13 protein-coding genes and 1 pseudogene are annotated in these 19750 nt (G+C 72.0%); 5 read left to right on the forward strand and 9 right to left on the reverse strand.

Annotation, left to right across the window (positions count from 1 at the left end; all coding sequences use genetic code 11):
* The first annotated feature begins 140 nt into the window (after positions 1 to 140).
* Positions 141 to 1592: a serpin family protein gene (locus G448_RS0106055; protein WP_026407271.1), complete on the forward strand. Its 1452-nt coding sequence runs from the start codon at positions 141 to 143 to the stop codon at positions 1590 to 1592.
* 284 nt (positions 1593 to 1876) lie between these two features.
* Here G448_RS0106055 and G448_RS0106060 read toward each other — a convergent pair whose 3' ends face one another.
* The 5 genes from G448_RS0106060 to G448_RS0106080 all read right to left on the reverse strand — a co-directional run bounded on the left by G448_RS0106060 (position 1877) and on the right by G448_RS0106080 (position 10249).
* Complete coding sequence (locus G448_RS0106060; RefSeq protein WP_026407272.1) at positions 1877 to 2326, reverse strand: GNAT family N-acetyltransferase; 450 nt, start codon at positions 2324 to 2326, stop codon at positions 1877 to 1879.
* 220 nt (positions 2327 to 2546) lie between these two features.
* A complete protein-coding gene (locus G448_RS0106065; RefSeq protein ID WP_026407273.1) occupies positions 2547 to 3341 on the reverse strand; it encodes an HAD family hydrolase in 795 nt (264 codons plus the stop codon).
* Between the two features lie 126 nt (positions 3342 to 3467).
* On the reverse strand, positions 3468 to 5678 hold the full coding sequence (locus tag G448_RS0106070; RefSeq protein WP_026407274.1) for an NAD(+) synthase: 2211 nt from the start codon (positions 5676 to 5678) through the stop codon (positions 3468 to 3470).
* A 550-nt stretch (positions 5679 to 6228) separates the two neighbouring features.
* Positions 6229 to 6939, reverse strand: a complete 711-nt coding sequence (locus tag G448_RS0106075) for a TetR/AcrR family transcriptional regulator (protein ID WP_034494558.1) — start codon at positions 6937 to 6939, stop codon at positions 6229 to 6231.
* Positions 6940 to 7525: 586 nt separating this feature from the next.
* Entirely contained in the window at positions 7526 to 10249 is a 2724-nt protein-coding gene (locus G448_RS0106080) for an ATP-dependent Clp protease ATP-binding subunit (protein ID WP_026407276.1), read from the reverse strand.
* Positions 10250 to 11404: 1155 nt separating this feature from the next.
* Between G448_RS0106080 and G448_RS0106085 the strand changes: the two genes are divergently transcribed.
* From G448_RS0106085 to G448_RS19175, 4 genes and pseudogenes are all read left to right on the forward strand, one after another.
* On the forward strand, positions 11405 to 12118 hold the full coding sequence (locus G448_RS0106085; protein WP_026407277.1) for a hypothetical protein: 714 nt from the start codon (positions 11405 to 11407) through the stop codon (positions 12116 to 12118).
* A gap of 177 nt (positions 12119 to 12295) precedes the next feature.
* A complete protein-coding gene (locus G448_RS0106090; protein WP_026407278.1) occupies positions 12296 to 12478 on the forward strand; it encodes an Rv0909 family putative TA system antitoxin in 183 nt (60 codons plus the stop codon).
* A 350-nt stretch (positions 12479 to 12828) separates the two neighbouring features.
* Positions 12829 to 15288 (forward strand): prolyl oligopeptidase family serine peptidase, encoded by a 2460-nt coding sequence (locus G448_RS15315; protein ID WP_034494560.1) that lies wholly within the window; start codon positions 12829 to 12831, stop codon positions 15286 to 15288.
* A gap of 63 nt (positions 15289 to 15351) precedes the next feature.
* Positions 15352 to 15822: pseudogene (locus G448_RS19175) on the forward strand (DUF2992 family protein); the annotation flags it as partial.
* A 122-nt stretch (positions 15823 to 15944) separates the two neighbouring features.
* On the opposite strand, the gene G448_RS0106100 reads toward G448_RS19175, so the two are convergent.
* Genes G448_RS0106100 through G448_RS0106115 form a run of 4 tightly spaced genes read right to left on the reverse strand, consistent with a single transcriptional unit; the run spans position 15945 to position 19568 of the window.
* A complete protein-coding gene (locus G448_RS0106100; protein WP_034494562.1) occupies positions 15945 to 17150 on the reverse strand; it encodes an ABC transporter permease in 1206 nt (401 codons plus the stop codon).
* Entirely contained in the window at positions 17147 to 17905 is a 759-nt protein-coding gene (locus tag G448_RS15320; RefSeq protein WP_084436391.1) for an ABC transporter ATP-binding protein, read from the reverse strand. The genes G448_RS0106100 and G448_RS15320 overlap by 4 nt, the downstream gene beginning before the upstream one ends.
* Positions 17902 to 19086 (reverse strand): efflux RND transporter periplasmic adaptor subunit, encoded by a 1185-nt coding sequence (locus G448_RS0106110; RefSeq protein WP_390882901.1) that lies wholly within the window; start codon positions 19084 to 19086, stop codon positions 17902 to 17904. Before G448_RS0106110 ends, G448_RS15320 begins: the two co-directional genes overlap by 4 nt.
* Positions 19083 to 19568, reverse strand: a complete 486-nt coding sequence (locus G448_RS0106115) for a hypothetical protein (protein ID WP_026407281.1) — start codon at positions 19566 to 19568, stop codon at positions 19083 to 19085. The genes G448_RS0106110 and G448_RS0106115 overlap by 4 nt, the downstream gene beginning before the upstream one ends.
* Positions 19569 to 19750: the final 182 nt, after the last annotated feature.

Genomic DNA, 19750 nt, shown 5'->3' on the forward strand with positions numbered 1-19750 from the left:
TCGCGTTCCGGGCGCTCGCGCGGGCGGCTCCACGACGAGGACGCGGAGAGGACGGAGCCGCCGAGGAACGAGCGTGTCCAGGATAACGCTCCCCACCCGTCGGGCTGACAGCGCACCCGGCCCCGCTGGAGACTGTCCCCATGAAGTCCATGAGCCCGTCGTCTCCGAGCGGCCGCGTCGCGCGCCGTCCGCCGCTTTTCGTCCCGCGCCGCACCGCCCTCCGGTCCTTCTCGGCACTCGCGGCCCTGGCATCCGCGGGGGCGCTCACCGGTTGCGGCTCGGCCCCGTCCGACAAGAAGCGCGACGACGCCCTGGCCAAGATCGAGTGGCTGCCCTCGGAGGTGGACACCGAGTCCGTCAGCCTGGACGAGGCGCGATCGGCCGCCGCGACGGCCTCCTGCAGCACCGTGGGCGCCACCATGATCTCCACACGGCTCGACGAGGAGGGCGACCGCAACGCCCTGTCCTGCCCCATCGGGATCGCCCTCATCCTGGCCCTCCTGCACGCCGGGGCGGACGCCGTCGGCGAGGGGCTCAATCCCGCCCTGGGGCTCGACGCCGCCGCCGACGCCCGGACCCGCGACTCCACCTGGAGCGCCGTTCAGCAGGCCCTCCAGCGCTTCGACGTCGAGGACGTCCAGCGGCTGCGCGACTTCGACCCCGACGCCATCCCGGAGACGCCCCTGCTCCACGTCGCCAACAACATCCTGCTCGTCAAGGAGGACACCGTGGTCAGTCAGCGGTACCTCGACGACGCCAGGCGCTGGTACGCCGCCGAGGTCGGCCGCGCGCCCAACGACGATGCCAAGGCCGCCCTCGACGCCTGGGCCTCCCTGCACACCGGCGGGCTCATCAAGAAGTCCGGCATCGACGTCACGCCCGGCATGCGCCTCGTACTGCAGAACGCGCTGCTCTTCGCCGCTCGCTGGGCCGCCCCCTTCACGGCCGAGCACACCGCCAAGGGCTCGCCCTTCACGCTGTCCGACGGCTCGGCCTCCACCGCCGATCTCATGACCGGGACGGGCACCTACGCGCTGGCCCAGGGGCAGGGGTGGCGCGCCCTGCGCCTGCCCTACACGGCCGGGGCGACGACGCCGGGCGCACCCGTCCCCTCCCCATCGGGATCGGGCACGACGGATTCCGGCGAGCTGGTCATGGACGTGATCCTGCCCGACGACGTCGTCTCCCCCGCCGATATGCCGCCGAGCACCTGGGGCGAGGCGACGGCGGCCCTCACGTCGGCGAGGGCTCGGCAGGAGGTCGCCCTCAAGCTGCCGAAGCTCGACCTGGCGTCCGGAGTCATGGACATCAAGCCCGTCCTGCAGTCGCTGGGCGTGAAGACGCTGATGCTGGATCACATCTCCCCGGGCCTCGACATCGACCAGGCCGTGCAGCAGGTGCGCCTGATCGTGGCCGGTGAGGGCACCGTCGCCGCCGCCCTCACCGAGGTCGGGGGCGACGGAGCGCCGGCCGACGACGCGAGCAGACCCGTCGAGTTCGTCGTCGACCACCCCTACGTCCTGCGCATCGTGGACCTGGCCTCGGGGGCGGTCGTGATCGAGGCGGCCATTCTCAATCCCACTGAGGGCTGAGCCCCTCGGCTGCGGGCGCGGAGTCGTGCCCCCGTGCCGTCGCGAGGCCCCGCCGGAGGATCCGCGGGAGTGCGCCGCCCGCGCCACCCCGGCCAGCGCGCTCCCGGTCTCGTGGAGCCGGCCCGGTGCTCTCCGCGGAGCCGAGTGGGCGCACTCCCGATGCCCTCCATGGAGCCGGCTCGGCGCTCTCCGTCGGATCGGCCCACGGGGGCGCCCCCGGGCGAACGGCCCCTAGGGGCACCCGAGTCGAGAGCAGGGGCAACCCGCGGAGAGCACCCGGCTCATCACTTGCCGGTGTAGCGGTACACGTTCGTCTCCCGCAGCTCGAAGCCGCAGCGGCGATACAGACGGTTCGCGGCCTCGCGTGACGGGCGGGAGGTCAGGTCGACCGTGCGGGCGCCAATCCTGCCGGCATGGGCGACAGCCGCCTCCACGAGCGCCTGCCCGGCCCCCTGACCGCGGGTGGCGGAATCGACGACGACGTCCTCCACCCAGGCGCGCAGACCCGTGGGGATCGAGAAGGTCGCCAGGGTCAGCATGCCCAGGATCGGGCGGGCGCCGTCCGTATCCGGAGCGTCGGGGCGGAAAACGAACAGGTGGACGCCCTCCTGCCCCACGAACGCCTCGCACTGCTCGGCGGTCAGCGCCGGAGCGGAGCGGGAGAGCTGGGGGATGAGGCGCTCCATCGCCTCGACGAGCTCGGGGTTGGATTCGGTGACGATCTCAACAGTCATGGACTCTCCTCAGTACTCTGTTCTGCGTTGTTCCGCATTGTTCCGCGTTCCACCGGGCTCCGCCCGGCACTCTACCGGCTCCACCGGGTCCGCCGACCCCCACCGGGCTCTGCTGGCCACTGCCCGGAGCCCGCGGCGGCGGGCGACCGCGGCCCGCGTGGAGCCTACCCGGTCCCGATCGGAGCATGAGCGAAACCGTGCCGTTCCACTCGGACGCGGCTCAGTCGGAAGCGGTGAGTATCGAGTCGATGAGGGAGGCGACCGACGGCGTCGTGCCCTCGCAGACGGCCAGGACCTCGGGCGGCGAGTCGTTCATGGCGACGGCGTGGTCGGCGGCCTCGTGCATGGAGATGTCGTTCCACGAGTCGCCGATGCTCCAGGTCTCGATGCGCTCGCCCCGGCAGGGGCCGTCGTCGGCGACGAGGAGCCCGACCAGGGAGGCCAGGCCCGCGCCCTTGGACGACCCGGCCGGCACGACATCGAGGAAGTCCTGATTGCGGAAGGCGACCGCGGCGTCCCCCCAGCGGTGCCCGATCTCCGCCTGCACGCGTGCGAGGAGTACGGGGTCGGCGATGCGCAGCGGGACGCCGACGACGGTTCGCCCCGCCAGGTCGGCGCGGGACGCCCGGGAGAACAGGGTGAGCAGGGCCGTGTCGGAACCGATCGAGTCGTAGAGCTGGAGGTCGCCGTCGAGCGTGGTGACGAAGACCGTGACGCCGGCCTCGCCGTCGAGCAGGTCGAGCACCTCCTCCGCCAAGCCGTCGGGCAGGGTCCTGGCCTTCAGGACGTCGTAGTCGCGGCCGGTCAGGACTGCGCCGGTGTAGAGCACGGAGTAGTCGAAGACCAGACCGGAGCCGCGCAGGGCGTTGCGCAGAGCGGATACCGAGCGCCCGGTGTTGGGGACGAGAATGTGGCCGGCATCGCGCCAGCGCTCCATGGCGTCCAGATCGGTCCGGGACACGGTCGCATTGAAGATGATGGTGCCGTCGAGGTCGGTGGAGAGGAGCTTGCGCATCGTCTCAGCCTACGAGTCGGAGCGCGGCGACGTCGGCCCGATCTCGGTGCGGAACCGGACCGATCTCGGTGCGGAACCGGACCGATCTCGGTGCGGAACTCGACCGATCTCGGCGAGAATGCGCTCTCAGGACGGCGGGACGTTGCGTTCGAGCTCGGCGATCCACGCGCTGCCGCCGGCGTCCGAGGGCATGCGCCAGTCCCCGCGCGGGGAGAGCGACCCGCCCGCCACGACCTTCGGCCCGTTGGGCAGAGTGGACCGCTTGAACTGGTTGGAGAAGAACCGGCGGAGGAACAGCAGCTCCCACGTCCTGATGGCGACCAGGTCGTAGGAGACCCTCTCCTCCTCCGGCAGGCCGGCCGGCCACCGGCCCGCGCCCGCGTCCGCCCACGCCTTCTCCGCCAGGAAGGCGATCCGGCTCGGCCGGGAACCGCGGCGCAGCACGTGCCACAGGGTGAAATCCTGCAGGGCGTAGGGCCCGATCATCGCCTGAGTGGACTGGATCGTCCCGCCGGCCTCGGCCGGGACCAGCTCGGGACTGATCTCGGTGCCGAGGATGGCCAGGAGAGTGCGCCCGACGGCGTCGTCGAACAGGCGCTCGGCCACGACCCAGCGGATGAGGTGCTGGATGAGGGTCTTGGGGATGCCGGCGTTGACGCCGTAGTGGGCCATCTGGTCGCCCACCCCGAAGGTGCACCAGCCCAGCGCCAGCTCGGACAGGTCGCCGGTGCCCAGCACGATGCCGCCACGATGGTTGGCGATGCGGAAGAGGAAGTCGGTGCGCAGTCCGGCCTGGACGTTCTCGAAGGTGACGTCGTACGCCTCGCGCCCGCGCTCGCCGCGCCCGTAGGGGTGGCCCATGGCGGCGAGCATTCGCTCGGCGGCGGGGCGGATATCGAGCTCCTCGGTGCGGCAGCCGAGCGCCTCCGCCAGGGCGAGCGCGTTCCGCTTCGTCTCGGCGCTCGTGGCGAATCCGGGCATGGTGATGGCGTGGATGTGCTCGCGTCCCAGGCCGAGGCGGTCCACGGCGCGGGCGGCCACGATGAGCGCATGGGTGGAGTCGAGCCCGCCGCTCACCCCGATGACGATCCTGGGCAGCCCGATGGCCCGCAGGCGCTGGACGAGCGCCGCCACCTGGATGGTGTAGGCCTCGTAGCAGTCCTGGGCGAGTCGGGCCGGGTCGTCGGGGACGAAGGGGAAGCGGTCGACGACGCGGCGCAGCCCGATGTCGGAGCGCGGGACCCGCAGCGCCCGGCGGCCGATGCGGACGGTGAGGAAGCGGTTCGGGGCGGAGGCCGCGCGCCCGGGCAGGTCATCCGGTTCGAGCGGATCATCCGCTCGGCGGACGGCGAGGGCCTCCCGGTTGTCGTCGAAGGAGCCCTGGCGCAGGCGCTCGGCGAGCAGCCCCTCGACATCGACGTCGACGACCGTGGCGCGCGGCCCGTCGGGGAAGCGCTCGGTCTCCCCCAGCAGCACCCCGTTCTCGTAGACGAAGGTCTGACCGTCCCAGGCCAGGTCCGTCGACGACTCCCCCTGCCCGGCGGCCGCGAAGACGTAGGCGGCCAGGCCCCGTGAGCTGGAGGCGCGGGCCAGCAGCTTGCGGTCCTCGGCCCTGCCCACGGTGATGGGCGAGCCGGACAGGTTGACCAGGACCGTGGCGCCCGCGAGCGCCGCCAGGGAGGACGGCGGGACGGGCACCCACATGTCCTCGCAGACCTCGACGTGGAAGGTCAGGCCGGGCACGTCGGCGACCTCGAAGAGCAGGTTCGGTCCGAAGGGGACACGGGCGACGGTCTCGTCCCGACCATCGCGGACCCCGGGCAGGGCGATCCACCGCCGACCGGCCGCACCGCCCCGGCCCTCTCCATCGACTCCAGCGGCGAAGTGCCGCTTCTCGTAGAACTCGCGGTAGTCGGGCAGGTAGGACTTGGGGGCGACGCCGAGCACGACACCGCCCTGGATGACGACGGCGCAGTTGCAGAGGCGGCTTCCGCATCGCAGGGGGGCGCCGACGACGATCGCCGGCAGGAGCTCGGCGGAGGCCGCGCGGATGGTCTCGATGGCGGCCAGCACCTCGGCGAGCAGCACATCGCTCAGCAGCAGGTCGTCGATGGAGTAGCCGGTCAGGCCGAGCTCGGGGAAGACCGCCAGGCACGCGCCGTCGTCGGACAGGACGCGGGTCTGCTCGATGGTCGCGGCGGCGTTGGCGGCGGGGTCCGCCAGCACGACGGGCAGGGTGACGGCGGCGACGCGCGCGAAGCCCTGGTCGTAGGCGGAGCGGAACTCGATGGTCGGCCTCCCGGCGGCGGCCGTCGGCGATGGTGGGTCCTGAAGCATGTGGCGATCATCCCACGGCGCTCGGGAGGGAGGACGACGGAGCGGCGGGTCGGCCGCGGTCGGGCTCGGTCGGGCTCGGGGCGGCCGTTGAGGCCCTCTCAGGGCCCTCGGAACCCCCGCGAACAGCCGATGTTACCGTTTCGTTACCTACAGAACAGAATCGAGATCGTTTCGTTATCATGGACCACCGGAATCCCGCGGAATTCCGGTGAGCCTCGAATGGATTTCTGGGCGCGGACCCCCTATAGTTTTCCTCGTCGGAACGCAGACGGCACGAGGGGATCAGGGACCCCGATGACTGCCGATGCGTTCGGGGATGTCGCGATTCAGGGACCGCGCCCCCGAGCCCGGCGAGAGGCCCCGCACCGTAAGGTGTCGGGGCCTCCCTCTGTTCTCCGGCATGGTTCTCCGGCAGGTCCATGATCGCAACACCTGCCGGAGAGCCGTCGGAGCGCGAGGCGCTCCGCGGGCCACCGGCGTCGCCCCAACGCTCAGCTCCGGGGCGACGCGCTCCGCAGCCTACGCGAGTGCCGCACCGCCCGTGTCGAACTCACGCACGCGCATCGGGATCGATCCGCCACCGCCCTTTCAGCCCGTCCACGAGAAGACGGACCTCGGGAGCCATCGTGGTCGACAGGCGCCGATCCGCGGCGCTGCCCGGCGTCGTCGAGCACAACCACTGGATCTGCAGCCCGTCGCTGAGGGCCACGACCGATCGGGCGATCAGCCGCGACGGAGCCTCCGGGCGCACCGTGCCCGCCCTCTTCCCGCGCTCCAGGGCCTCCTCGATCATCGTCACCGACTCCGCCAGATGGGCGGCGAACCACCGGTGCGCCGGATGCCCGGCGTCGAGGGCGGACATGGTCGTCGCCGCGTAGATCGCCACGAGGTCTCGACGAGCCGCATTGTGCTCGACGAGTGCGACGAAGGCGTCGAGCAGCTCCCACGGGTCCTCGATCGAGCCTCCTCCCATGACGCGGGCGCGGTCGGCACGATCGCGCCGCTCCAGCACCTGGGCGAAGAGCTCATCCTTGGAGGTGAAGTGGTGCAGCAGCCCGGCTTTCGAGATGTCCGACGCAGTCGCGATGTCCGACAGGGAGGTGCCGGCGTAGCCGTGCGCTCCGAACAGCGCGATGGCCTCGTTGAGGATCCGCTCGCGCTTGTCCTCGCTGCCCGCTCTGGGGCGACCGGGCCTGCGCCGCGAGTCCTCCCCGGGTGCGGAAGCGCGATCGCCCGAGGCGGCGCCGTCGAAACTGCTCATGCTCGCATTGTGGCACCGGTCGTGCCATCGGCCCGCGAGCGCCGCATCCCCCTTTCGTCGAGATCGGTCCGGTTCCGCGCCGAGATCGGTTCAGTTCCGTGCCGAGATCGGTCCGGTTCCGCATCGAGATCGGTCCGACGGCGCCGTGCCCGGCCACCGGGGCCACGAGTCGGACATTCCTGCACGAGTCCGACGACGCCGTCGTCCGACTCGTGCAGGAATGCCAGCCTCGACAAGGCTGGCGGGCGACCCGGGTCCAGCGCCCAGCAGGACTCCGGATCGCAATCGCAGGAGCCCCGCGCGGCGACACCTCTCCCTCACGCGGTCGTACCCTCCCGCGTGAGGTCGTACCTTGGAGCCCATCCAAGGTACGACCCGGCGCAAGAAGATACGACCGCGCGAGGCCACGTACGACCGCGCGAGGCCACGTACGACCGCGCGACCATGAGCACGACCGCGCGGGCCACGGACATGCCCCTCGTACCGCCGAGCAGTCCCGGACGGGACCCGCGAGCCCCCGAGAGCGCATGAAGAAGGCGGGGCCGCCCGGTCCACGATGGACTCGGACGGTCCCCGCCCCGATGCCTCAGGCGGCGCTGGTGGCGCTGGGGGCCCAGGCCTCGCCGCGCGCGGTCAGCGACAGCCCGGCGAGCACGCCGTCGGGACTGACGTCGACAACGACCTCCTGCCCATCGAGGACGTCGCCGGCCAGGATCATGCGGGCCAGCTCGTCGCCGATCTCGCGCTGGACCAGGCGACGCAGCGGGCGAGCGCCGTAGGCGGGGTCGTAGCCCTCGTCGGCGAGCCAGGTGCGGGCCTCGTCGGTGACCGTCAGCGTGAGCCGGTGGCTCGTCAGGCGGTCCTGCATCTTGGCCAGCTGGATGTCCACGATCCGGCCGAGCTCCTCCTTGGTCAGCGGGTCGAAGATGAGCGTGTCGTCGAGCCGGTTGAGGAACTCGGGCTTGAAGGAGGCGCGGACCTGCGCCATGACCTCCTTGCGCTTCTCCTCCGGGCTCAGCAGCGGGTCGATGAGGAACTGGCTGCCCAGGTTGGAGGTGAGCACGAGGATGACGTTGCGGAAGTCCACCGTGCGCCCCTGGCCGTCGGTGAGGCGGCCGTCGTCGAGCACCTGCAGGAGGATGTCGAAGACCTCGGGGTGGGCCTTCTCCACCTCGTCGAGCAGCACCACCGAGTAGGGACGGCGCCGCACGGCCTCGGTGAGCTGGCCGCCCTCCTCGTAGCCGACGTAGCCGGGAGGGGCGCCCACGAGTCGGGCCACCGAGTGCTTCTCGGAGTACTCGGACATGTCGATGCGCACGATGGCGCGCTCGTCGTCGAAGAGGAAGTCCGCCAGCGCCTTGGCCAGCTCGGTCTTGCCCACGCCGGTGGGCCCCAGGAACAGGAAGGAGCCGGTGGGGCGGTCCGGGTCGGACACTCCGGCGCGAGAGCGGCGCACGGCATCGGCCACGGCCCCGACAGCGGCCTTCTGCCCGATGAGACGCTCGCCGATGACGGACTCCATCTCCAGGAGCTTCTTCTGCTCACCGGTCATGAGCTTGCCCACGGGGATACCGGTCCAGGAGGAGATGACCTCCGCGATCTCGGTCGGACCGACCTTCTCGGCGATCATGGGAGGCAGAGCCTCGGAGTCCTTCGGGCGCTCGACGCCGTCGGGTCCGACGACGGCCTCCCCGGCCGCCTGGGCGGCCTCCATGTCGCGGATCTGAGCCTCCAGGGCCGGCATCTCGCCGTAGCGCAGGCGCCCGGCCTCTTCGAAGTCGCCCTCGCGCTCGGCCAGGTCGGCCCTGGTGCGCAGCTCGTCGAGAGCGGCTCGCAGCTCGCCGACCTTGTTGTGTCCGGCCTTCTCGGCCTCCCACCGGGCGTTGAGCGCGGTCAGTCGCTCGGAGGCGTCGGCCAGCTCGGCGCGCAGGCGCTCGAGGCGCTCGACGGCGGCCGGGTCGGAATCGGCTCCCCCGTTCCGCTCGTCGGCGAGGGAGTCGGCGAGATAGGACTCCTCCATGCGCATGCGGTCGACGCGGCGCTGGAGCTCGTCGATCTCGACGGGGCTGGAGTCCAGCTCCATGCGCAGGCGGGACGCCGCCTCGTCGATGAGGTCGATGGCCTTGTCGGGCAGCTGACGACCGGTGATGTAGCGGTCGGACAGGGAGGCGGCGGCCACGAGGGCGCCGTCGGAGACGGTGACCTGGTGATGGGCCTCGTACTTCGGGGCGATGCCGCGCAGGATGGCGACGGTGTCCTCGACGCTGGGCTCACCGACGAAGACCTGCTGGAAGCGGCGTTCCAGGGCGGGGTCCTTCTCGATGTTCTCGCGGTACTCGTCCAGCGTGGTGGCGCCGACCATGCGCAGCTCGCCGCGGGCCAGCATGGGCTTGAGCATGTTGCCGGCGTCCATGGCGCCCTCGGAGCCGCCGCCCGCGCCGACGACGGTGTGCAGCTCGTCGATGAAGGTGATGACCTCGCCGTCGGAGTCCTTGATCTCCTTGAGGACGGCCTTGAGGCGCTCCTCGAACTCACCGCGGTACTTGGCGCCGGCGACCATGCCCGCCAGGTCCAGGGCGATCAGGCGCTTGCCGCGCAGCGACTCGGGCACGTCGCCCGCGACGATGCGCTGGGCCAGCCCCTCGACGACGGCGGTCTTGCCGACGCCGGGCTCGCCGATGAGGACCGGGTTGTTCTTAGTACGCCGGCTCAGAACCTGGACGACGCGGCGGATCTCGGCGTCGCGGCCGATGACCGGGTCGAGGCGACCGGCGCGGGCGTCCTCCGTCAGGTCGGTGCCGTACTTCTCCAGGGACTTGTAGGTGCCCTCCGGATCGGGCGAGGTGACGCGGGCGCCGCCGCGGACCTTGGGCAGGGCGTCGCGCAGCGCGGAGGCGGTGGCGCCGTTGTCGGACAGAATGCGCGCGGCCGCGTCGCTGTCGGGGTTGCCCGCGGCGATGCCGATGAGCAGGTGCTCGGTGGAGATGTACTCGTCGCCGAGGCTCTTGGCCTCGTTGGAGGCGGCCTCGAGGGCCGCGAGCAGGCCGCGGGAGAGCTGGGGCCGGCTCACCGAGCTGCCTGAAGACGCCGGAAGCTGAGTCAGGGCACGGCGGGTGGCCGCCCCGACGGTCTGGCGGGCGCCGGCGTCGGGGTTGACAGCGGCGAGAAGGCCGACGGCGACGCCGTCCTCCTGCCCGAGAAGCTCGACGAGCAGGTGAAGCGCGTCGACCTGGGGGTTGCCGGCCGCGGCGGCGGCCTGCATGGCTCCGGAGATGGCCTCCTGGGAGCGGGTGGTGTAGTTCGTGTCCATATGGGGACCTCCTTGACAGTCGTTCAGACGGCGCAGGTCCTGGCGGGCGGAAGCGACCGGGGGTCCGCTCCTCCGGCCGTCGAGGACGACTGCCGAAGGCGGTGAGGCCCCGATCCGCGAACGCGCGGGGGTCCTGGCGTCTCCGAGCAGTGCAACCCCATTGAGGTTGAGTCTATTCCGCTCAACTTTTCTTCGACCGGTGTCACTCATTGTGATCCGCCTCATGCGCGCCGCGCGGCGCGAGGACCGGACGGCGCGCCGGTACAGCGGGTACGGCGAGTACGCCCCGCGCCCGCGCCGGCCCCGGAGGGACCCTCGCCGGCGGGTCCGCGGTGAGCTTGAGAAGACCGTGCCAGTCCCTGCCGACCGCTCAGCGCCGTCCGGAATCGAGGTTCTTCGTGTTCGAGGGTGCGGTCGGGATGGGCAGCGGCGGTGAGTGGGCGGCGGCGGGCGGGTGCTGGTGGTTCGGTGCGTCCGGGTCCTGCGCGGTCGTACGTCGGGGCGCCGGGTCGTACGTCGGGGCGCGCGGTCGTACCTTTTTGCGCGGTGTCGTACCTTGTGACGCGGGGTCGTACGTTAGAAGGGCTCCAGGGTACGACCGCGCGCTTTCGGGTACGACGTCGTGAGAAGAGGTACGACCGCGCGCTCCCGGGTACGACCGCGCGGGTGGCTCTTGCGACGGCACGGCGCCGTACGAACAATCCGATGCCTTCTCGTCCGGCCCGGGCCGCGCGAGGATCGGCCGATCCCGATCGTTTCGGTAAGGCCCCTCGCGCGCTCCAGCAGGCTCCGGGCCCTCGCAACAGATCCGGACACCCGGGCACCGGGACGGCCCGCGCCGGGAGGACGGCGCGCCCCTGGGCGAGCCCGGGAGACCACCGGCGGGCGCGAGCGCTCGCCCCGGAACCGCCAGCCGTCATCCCGACGACCGACCTCGGCGAGAAGGGCCCGCTCAATCGCATACGCCCCGCCCACCACATCTGGAAGCACGAAGAACCGGAATCGGGCACCGCGCACGGTCCCCCGCCCCGCGCATGGCCCCGACGGACGCGTCCCACCGGCGCACTCCTCCGGGCACTTCTCCCCATTGCCCCGATCGGCATCTCTGGGGCGCATACTATACGAACTGTTCCTCTGCAACTTCAGGAGACGACCATGACGACCTTCCACCGCGCGACCGCAATCGTCGCTGCTGTGCTCCTGTCCGCTTCCCTGACAGCATGCTCACTGATCGGCGGTTCCAGGAACAATTCCTCGGATCGGGAGAGCGCCTCGGCGCAGTCGACTGACTCGCAGGGCGCGGGCTCGCAGGCCACCGGGCCGACGGACGAGTCCTCCCAGCAGGCGTCCGACGGCCACCAGACGGTCACGACCTCCACGACCATGATCTCCTTCGACATCCCGGAGAACTGGGCGGTCATGACCGGCGCCGACATGCAGGACGACCAGAAGATCGCGCTGTTCGCCAGAGCGTTCAATATGGACCCCGACCAGGCGCGCGAGGTGGTCTCGCAGATCGACATGCAGGCCCTCTCCCCGACGCCCGATGCCAACGGCTTCATCGAGAACGCGAACGTCGCGCCCATGACGGGGATCCGCTCCCTGCCGACCGAGGACGCGATGTACCAGCAGATACAGGCGCAGGGCGGCGAGCCCACGGGGTACTCCACCTCCCAGACCATGCTCGGGGAGGCCGCCGTCCTGACCTACACCATGACCCAGCCCCAGAGCGCGCAGATTCTCCAGGGCATCCAGATCGCCGCCCCGAGCAAGAGCGAGAGCGGGGACTGGGCGACGATCACGGTCACGACGACGGACGCCGCCCGCACCCAGGAGCTGGCCGACACCGTCCTGTCCACGCTGTCCTGAGCGGCCTCCCCGTCCTCAGCCGTCCGGAGCCCGCGGGCCCCGATGCGGCACCGCCGGGAACCGTGCCGCCTCGCCAGGCGCCGCGCCCGCGGTGCTCGCAGCGCCCGCGACGACGTGCCATCCTGTCTCCAGGCCGGTGCCATCCGGTACCGCGCCCCCCGACGAGAGGAGGCTGCTATGGGATTCGATGATCTGACGAGCAGGGCCGGCGAGTTCCTCGGCTCCGACAAGGGCGAGGCCGTCAAGGACCAGGCCCTCGACAAGGCCGCCGAGACGGCCAAGAAGGCGATCGGCGGCAAGTTCGACCCCCAGGTCGACGCCGCCCGCGACGCCATCGACTCCAAGCTCGGCGGCGCCTGAGTCCGAGGGCGCGATCGCACGGCCCCGCGATCGCAGGAGAGTCCCGGCATCCCGCGGGATGCCGGGACTTCTATCATCCCGTTTCCGTCTCTCGCCGTTCCTCCGCTGTCCTATGAGCGAGCCTCCCCGCGCGCGGATGCCCCCTTTCGCTGTCGTGAGTTTCGGGTCCTCGGCACAGCGAGCCCCCCCCCGCGCGGCCGCCCCTACGAGCGCCGGCGTCGCAGCGGATCAGCGGCGACATCACGCGACGCGCGGCCATCCCTGCGGGGCCGGCGTGGACGATCCGGCGACGTGCGCAGGAGGAGGGGCGCCCGACCGTCCCTGCGGGGCCGGCGGGCACAATGGAGCCCATGACCGATTCCGCGACCGCCTTCCCACCCCCGTCCGACCTGCCGCCCGCGCCTGCCTGGCTCGACGACATCGAGGGGGATCGGGCCCTCGCCTGGGTCGCCGAGCGCAACGCCGCAGCCCTCGCCGCCGTCGAGGGGAGCGAGCGCTTCGAGGCTATTCGGACCGAGGTCGAGACGATCCTCGACTCGTCCGACCGCATCCCCACCGCTGCTCAGGCGGACGGCCTTCTCTACAACTTCTGGACCGACACCGACCACCCGCGCGGCCTGTGGCGCCGCACCACCTGGGAGTCCTACCGCGCGGGCGCGCCCGGTCGGACCGGCAGGATCGGCGGGGTCGGCCGGGCCGACGGGAACAACGCGCCCGGCACGCCCAGCGGGACCAGCAGGACCGGCGCGCCCAGCGGAACCGGCAACGGCAGCGATGAGCACGGCGACGACGGCCCCAGCAGCCACGGCGACGACGGCAACAACACCGGAACGCGGTGGGAGGTGCTGCTCGACCTCGACGCGCTCAGCGAGGCCGAGGGGGTCACCTGGGTGTGGCACGGCGCCCGGGTCCTGCGCACCGGCCCCCTGGCCGGCAAGCGGGCCCTCGTGAACCTGTCCGACGGCGGCTCGGACACCGATATCACTCGCGAGCTGGACCTCGGCACCGGGCGCTTCATCCCGCCCGCCGAGGGAGGCTTCCACCGCGAGGCCTCCAAGGGATCGCTGGTATGGGCCGACGACGACGGAGACTCGGTGCTGGCCGTCGCCGACCTGGGTCGGGGATCGCTGTCCCCCGCCGGATACCCGCGGCAGGTCAGGCGGATGCGGCGCGGGCAGCAGCCGACCGCGGGCGAGGTCCTGCTCACGGCCGCGGTCGACGACGACGGCGCCTGGGCCCACCGCGACCGCTGGGGCCGCACCTGGCTGCTCACGCACCCCGACTTCCACACCGAGGAACTGTGGCTGCTCCCCGACGGGGCCCGGACCCTCCCGCCGTCGTCGGGGCCGACGGCCCTGGCGGACACCGGCACGACCGTCGCCCCGGGTGCCGTGCACATCGACGTGCCCTCCTCCGCCCAGGCCACCGCCGCCTGGGAATGGCTTCTGGTGAGTCTGCGCGAGGACTGGGAGATCGCGGGCGCCGTTCATCGGGCCGGCTCGCTCCTGGCCGCGCCCCTGGATGCATTCCTGTCCGGCGAGCGCACGTTCGAGACCCTGTTCGCCCCGACGTCGTCGGCCTTCCTGACCGGCTTCACGATGACCGCCCACCACCTGGTGCTGACCCTGCTCGATGACTGCGTGCCCACCCTGGAGGTGCTGACGCCGCCGGGCGGGGCGGACGACGGCTCGGCCGGGTGGATGCGCCGCCCCCTGGATCTGAGCGCGCTCGACGGAGGGCCGTGCGAGCCGACGTCCGGCACCGGGAGCCCCGGGAGCACCACGGGTCCCGCCCCGGCGGCCGATCCCACCGCGCTACGCCCGGGCCGTCCCCTGATCGAGGTGAGCGCCACCGCCATCGACGGGCGGGAGGGCGACCGATTGTGGCTGACGACGTCGTCCTTCACCCGGCCGACCACCCTCATGGCGGGCGAGCTCGACATCGACGGCCGCCTGACCGGCGTCGAGGTGCTGCGCGCCGCGCCGGACCGCTTCGACGCGACCGGCATCGAGGTCGGTCAGCACGTGGCGGTCAGCTCGGACGGCACGCGCGTGCCCTACTTCCAGGTGGGGAGACCGGTCGTCGATGACGAGGGGCGCGCCGTGCCGGGGCCCACGATCCTGTACGGCTACGGCGGCTTCGAGGTGCCGCTGGGCGTCGGCTACATGCCGGTGATCGGCAAGGCCTGGCTGGAGCGCGGCGGCACCTACGTCATCGCGAACATCCGCGGGGGCGGGGAGTACGGGCCGGCCTGGCACCGGGCCGGTCTGAAGGAGCACCGGCACCGCGTCTACGAGGACTTCGCCGCCGTCGCCCGGGCGCTGAGCGAGAGGGGTGTCACCACGCCGGACCGGCTGGCCGTGCACGGGGGCTCCAACGGAGGCCTGCTCGTGGGCATGATGCTCACCCGGTACCCCGAGCTGGTCGGGGCGGTGCTGTGCGAGGTGCCGCTGCTGGACATGAGCCGCTACACCCACCTGCTGGCCGGCGCCTCCTGGGAGGCTGAGTACGGGGACCCGGACGACCCCGCGCAGTGGGAGTTCATCCGGGACTTCTCCCCCTTCCACTTGCTGAGACGGGGGCGCGACTACCCTCCGGTGCTGCTGATGACCTCGACCCGGGACGACCGGGTCCACCCGGCGCACGCGCGCACCATGGCCCACCGGCTGGAGTGCCTGGGGCAGACGGTGACCTACTTCGAGAACTCCGAGGGCGGGCACGGCCGGGCCTCGACCAATGCGCAGCGGGCGCTGATGAGCGCTCTGACGTACGACGTCGCCTGGCGGACCCTGACCCCGAGCGCGTCGTGACGGGGCCGGGAGCCGGGCGAGTCCGAGACGGGGAGCGCCGGGACCGGGAGGGAAGGCCGTGGCCGGGTCCGAGCCGCCGGAGTCGTCTTCGGCCGGGAGCCGGGCGACATGGAGGTCGAGGAATGGCTGCGCCGGCACGGTGGCGACCTCATCGACCGCGCGGCCGCGGCGAGGCCCGTCGTCGACGACGCCCGCTCAGCGGCGCGGGCCCGCAACCCGAAACGCGCTCAGCGCGAGGCGCCCGGGCGGCACGCAAACCGCGCAGCAGCACCGCGGCCCGGGAGGCCCTGGCGACGGACCTGGAGGCCCTGGCGGCGGACCGGGTGCAGGACCGCTCCATCCGACGTCGTCAGGAGCGCGCGGAGGTCCGGGCGAAACGACGCGCACGACCCCGGGCGCGCCACCGGGGTCGGTGAGTCCGCCCACCGCACGAACCGATCTCGAGCCGGAACCGGACCGATCTCGGTGCGGAACTCGACCGATCTCGGCGACGTGGGCGGAGAGGGCACGGGGCCGCCGGGCGCGCACCCCTGATACACGCCCCCGGCGGCCCACCGCGTTCCGGACCTCCTTCCACTCGATGGAGCTCCACGACCCGCATGCCTGGATGGGTCGTGGAGACTGGACAGCTCCCCCCGACTCGGCTCCTCGCGCCCCTACTGGGCATTGAGCGCCGCCGTCGGGGGCGTGCGCGCGGCGCGCACCGCCGGGTACAGCCCGGCCACCGCGCCGATGAGGACCGTGACCCCCAGGCCCGCCAGCACGATGAGCAGCGGCAGGGCGAAGGGCCAGCCCCTGGCGGCGGCCATCCCGGCCGTCACCCCGGTCCCCAGGACGCAGCCCAGCGCCCCTCCCAGCCCGGCCAGAAGCAGGGCCTCGGCGAGGAACTGTATGAGGATGTGGCTGCGCATGGCCCCCAGGGCGCGCCTCAGGCCGATCTCACGACGCCGCTCCAGCACGGAGATGATCATGGTGTTGGCCACCCCGATACCGCCCACGAGCAGGGCGATCGACCCCACCCCCGCCAGCAGACTGGTGAAGGCCTGGTCGGCGGCGTTCTTGGCGGCCAGCGCGTCCGAGGGGCGCGAGATCTTGACGGACCCCGGCATCTGGGGAGAAATCGTGGGACCGATCAGGCTCCTCACCCGCTCGACGGCGGAGTCCTCGCTGCGCTCGTAGATGGTCGTGGGATTGCCCTCGTGGCCGAACAGCCGCTCGGCCACCGGCGCCCCGATGAGCGCCCCGTTGTCGAGCTCGGGGGCCAGCACCGAGGGCTTGAGGATGCCGACCACGGTGAAGGAGGTGCCGCCGAGCCACACCTGAGTCCCCGGCTCCACCACGCCCAGCCGCTTGGCGGCGGTCGCTCCGAGCACGGTCGCCGGGTAGGTGGAGGTCGCCTCATTGAGCCAGGTGCCCTTGTCGACCTCGCCGGCGACGACGTCGAGCAGTCCCTGCTCGGCCACGAGGGTCGAGATGCCGCCGGTCGCGTCCTTGTCGCTCAGAGAGTTCCGGTAGACGGAGGCGTCCTTGACCAGCGAGGTCGAGCTCGCCTGCTGGATGCCCTCGATCTGCTTGACCCGTCCGACGGCGTCGGTGGGGAGCTTGACGTCCGTGCCGCTGAGGTCGGAGCCCGGGGTGACGGTGAGCATGTTGGTGCCCAGGGACTCGAGCTGGGCGGTGAGCTGGGCCCGGCTGGAGGTGGACACGCCGACGACCGCGATCATGGCGGCGATGCCGATGGCGATGCCCAGGGCGGACAGGAAGGCGCGCATCGGCCGGGCGCGCAGGCCCGTCCCGGCCAGGCGCAGGACGTCGGCCGAGCGCAGGTGCGGGCGCTCCAGGCGCGTCGTGGTCGAGGTCATCGTGTCTCCCTCGTCGTAGTCGTTGTGCCGGCCGGGGCGAGTGCCCCCGTGCCGGTGGCCGGCACGGCGGCCGCCTCGGGGTGGGCCGAGTCGGCGACGATCCGTCCGTCGCGGATGGCGACGCGCCGTGGCAGCCTGGACGCCAGCTCGTTGTCGTGGGTGATGACGACGACCGTCGTCCCCTGCTCGTGCAGCTCGTGGAGGAGCTCGACGATCGAGGCGCCCGAGACCGAGTCGAGGTTGCCGGTCGGCTCGTCCGCCAGGAGCAGAGGCGGGTCCCCGACGACGGCGCGGGCGATGGCCACGCGCTGCCGCTCGCCGCCGGACATCTGGTGGGGGCGGTGGTGCAGGCGGTGCCCGAGCCCCACCCGGTGCAGGGCGACCTCGGCGCGCTCGCGCCTCTCCGAGCGCGCCACCCCCAGGTAGAGCAGCCCGTCGGCGACGTTGTCGATCGCCGTCACGCCCTCCGACAGGTGGAACTGCTGGAAGACGAAGCCGATGCGGCGAGCGCGCACGGCGGACAGCTCCTGGTCCGACATGCCGGCGACGTCGAGGCCGTCGATCTCGACGGTTCCCGAGCTGGGCCGGTCGAGGGTGCCGATGAGGTTGAGGAGGGTCGATTTCCCCGAGCCGGAGGGACCGACGACGGCGACGAACTCGCCGCGGTCGACCTCCAGGCTGACCCCGGCGCAGGCGGCGACGGGTGGCTGGCCGTAGGTGCGGCGCACGTCGCGCAGGGACAGGATGCGGCTCATCTCTGCGGCACCACCACGCGCTGGCCCTCGGTCAGGCCATCGCCCGAGATCTCGACCCGGCCGCCGGCGAAGAGGCCGGTGGTCACCGGGACCCGCTTCGTCGTGCTGTCGTCCTGAACCACCTCGACGCCGAACTGCTCCGGGCTCAGGGCGACGAGCGCCCCCACGGGCACGGACAGGACGTTCTCCCGCTTCTCGCTGGGCAGGCCCACGGTGACCGAGACCTCCTGGAAGTTGGAGGTGACCGAGGGGTCGTCGGGGACGACGGTCACCGGGATGACGCGCTCCTTGGAGTCCTTGTTCTCGCCCGACCCGCTCTTCTCCGTAGGGGTGCCCACGGAGGTGATGGTGCCGGTGGTGTCAACGGCTCCGGGCAGGTGCAGGGTGACCTTGTTGCCGACGACGCCGAGCTGCTGGTCGGCGAGCTTGATGTTGACCTCGACCACCTGAGCGGTGGAGGTGACGTCGTAGAGCTCGCCGTCGGACGCGGCCCGGTCCCCCACGCGGGACTTGATGCTTCCCACGCGCAGGTCGTCCGTGGCGAAGACGATGCGCCCCAGGGGGAGCGTGCCGTTCTGCTCCAGGCCCACGTCCTTCTGCCAGGCCTTGATGGCCTTCGTGGTCCACCAGCCGAAGGTGCCGTCGGGTTCGAGGCTGAAGTAGCCCATGGCCTGGAGGGCGCTCTGGAGCTGCTGGACGTCGCTGCCCTTGCTCATGTCCGGCTCGAAGGCGCGCCAGGCGGGGATGGAGCCGCGCATGAGGTAGGCGGAGTCGTCGCCGATCTCGTAGAGCCGGTCGCCGGCGTGGATCACGGTGCCCGCGGCGGGCAGCCAGGTGACGACGCCCTCGAAACCGGAGCGCAGCGCATGGGAGTCGGAGAACCGCAGGGTGCCGGTGGCGCTCGTCTCCCCCTGGAGGTCGCCGCGGGTGATCTCGTCGGTCGCGCCGGTGAAGGTCGTGGGGTTGTCGTCGGCCTTCCTGCTCCGACCCGGCAGCACCCCGACCGCCGCCGCGGTTCCCACCCCCGCCCCGGCCAGGAGGAGGGCGGCCCCGGCACCGATGAGGATCCGACGACGGCTCAGACGCGGGGAGGACTCCGCCCTCCCCGGCAGGTCCGCCTCATCCGTGCCGGGGAGATCGGAGACGGTCACGGCGTCGCCGGTTCGGTGCCGCCACTTCACTTGTCGCCCTCAGTCGTGGCGGTGGCGCACTTCTGGAGCGCCGAGTCGGGAATCGTGCCCAGGTCGAGGGACAGGCCCTTGCCGGGCTCCGGGTCCTTGACGTCGTAACCGTCGGCCCGCAGGCACTCGGCCATCTTGACGCCCGCGTCGAGGGTCTCGGGGTCGTTGAGGTCATCGGAGCTGGCCCCGGGCGCCGGTCCGAGCTTCTTCTCGCACTCCTGGCTGGCCGCGTTGAAGGCGGCCGGGTCCCCGCCCGTGTCCTCGGAGCGGACGTCCTTGTTGGCGGAGGGGTCGGACACGTTGAAGCCCGCGTCGCGCAGGCACTGGGCGAACTTGAGGTTGTAGTCCTCAGCGGACTCCGTCGCGCTGGTGGCCGACGGCGCGGCGTCGGTCGTGCTCTTGCCGCCGCACGCGGCCACCATCCCGAGCGCGCACACCACGCTCGCCGCCGCCACGAACACCCTCGTCCTACCGTTCCTCATAATAGACGTTCTCCTCACGTTTCGGTCGGGCCGGCATCCGGCCGGCGCCGGGCCCCGGTACCTCCGAGGCCGAGGCCCATTCCAGCGAAGAGGATGTTGCGAGAGCCTTCGGAAAAATGCTTACGCGGGTTTTACCTCACCCTCCCCTATCGTTGACCCGGGGCGGCCGTTCCCCGGCCGCC

Origin of the sequence: Actinomyces gerencseriae DSM 6844 (assembly GCF_000429265.1) — a bacterium.
GTDB classification, from domain to species: Bacteria; Actinomycetota; Actinomycetes; order Actinomycetales; family Actinomycetaceae; genus Actinomyces; species Actinomyces gerencseriae.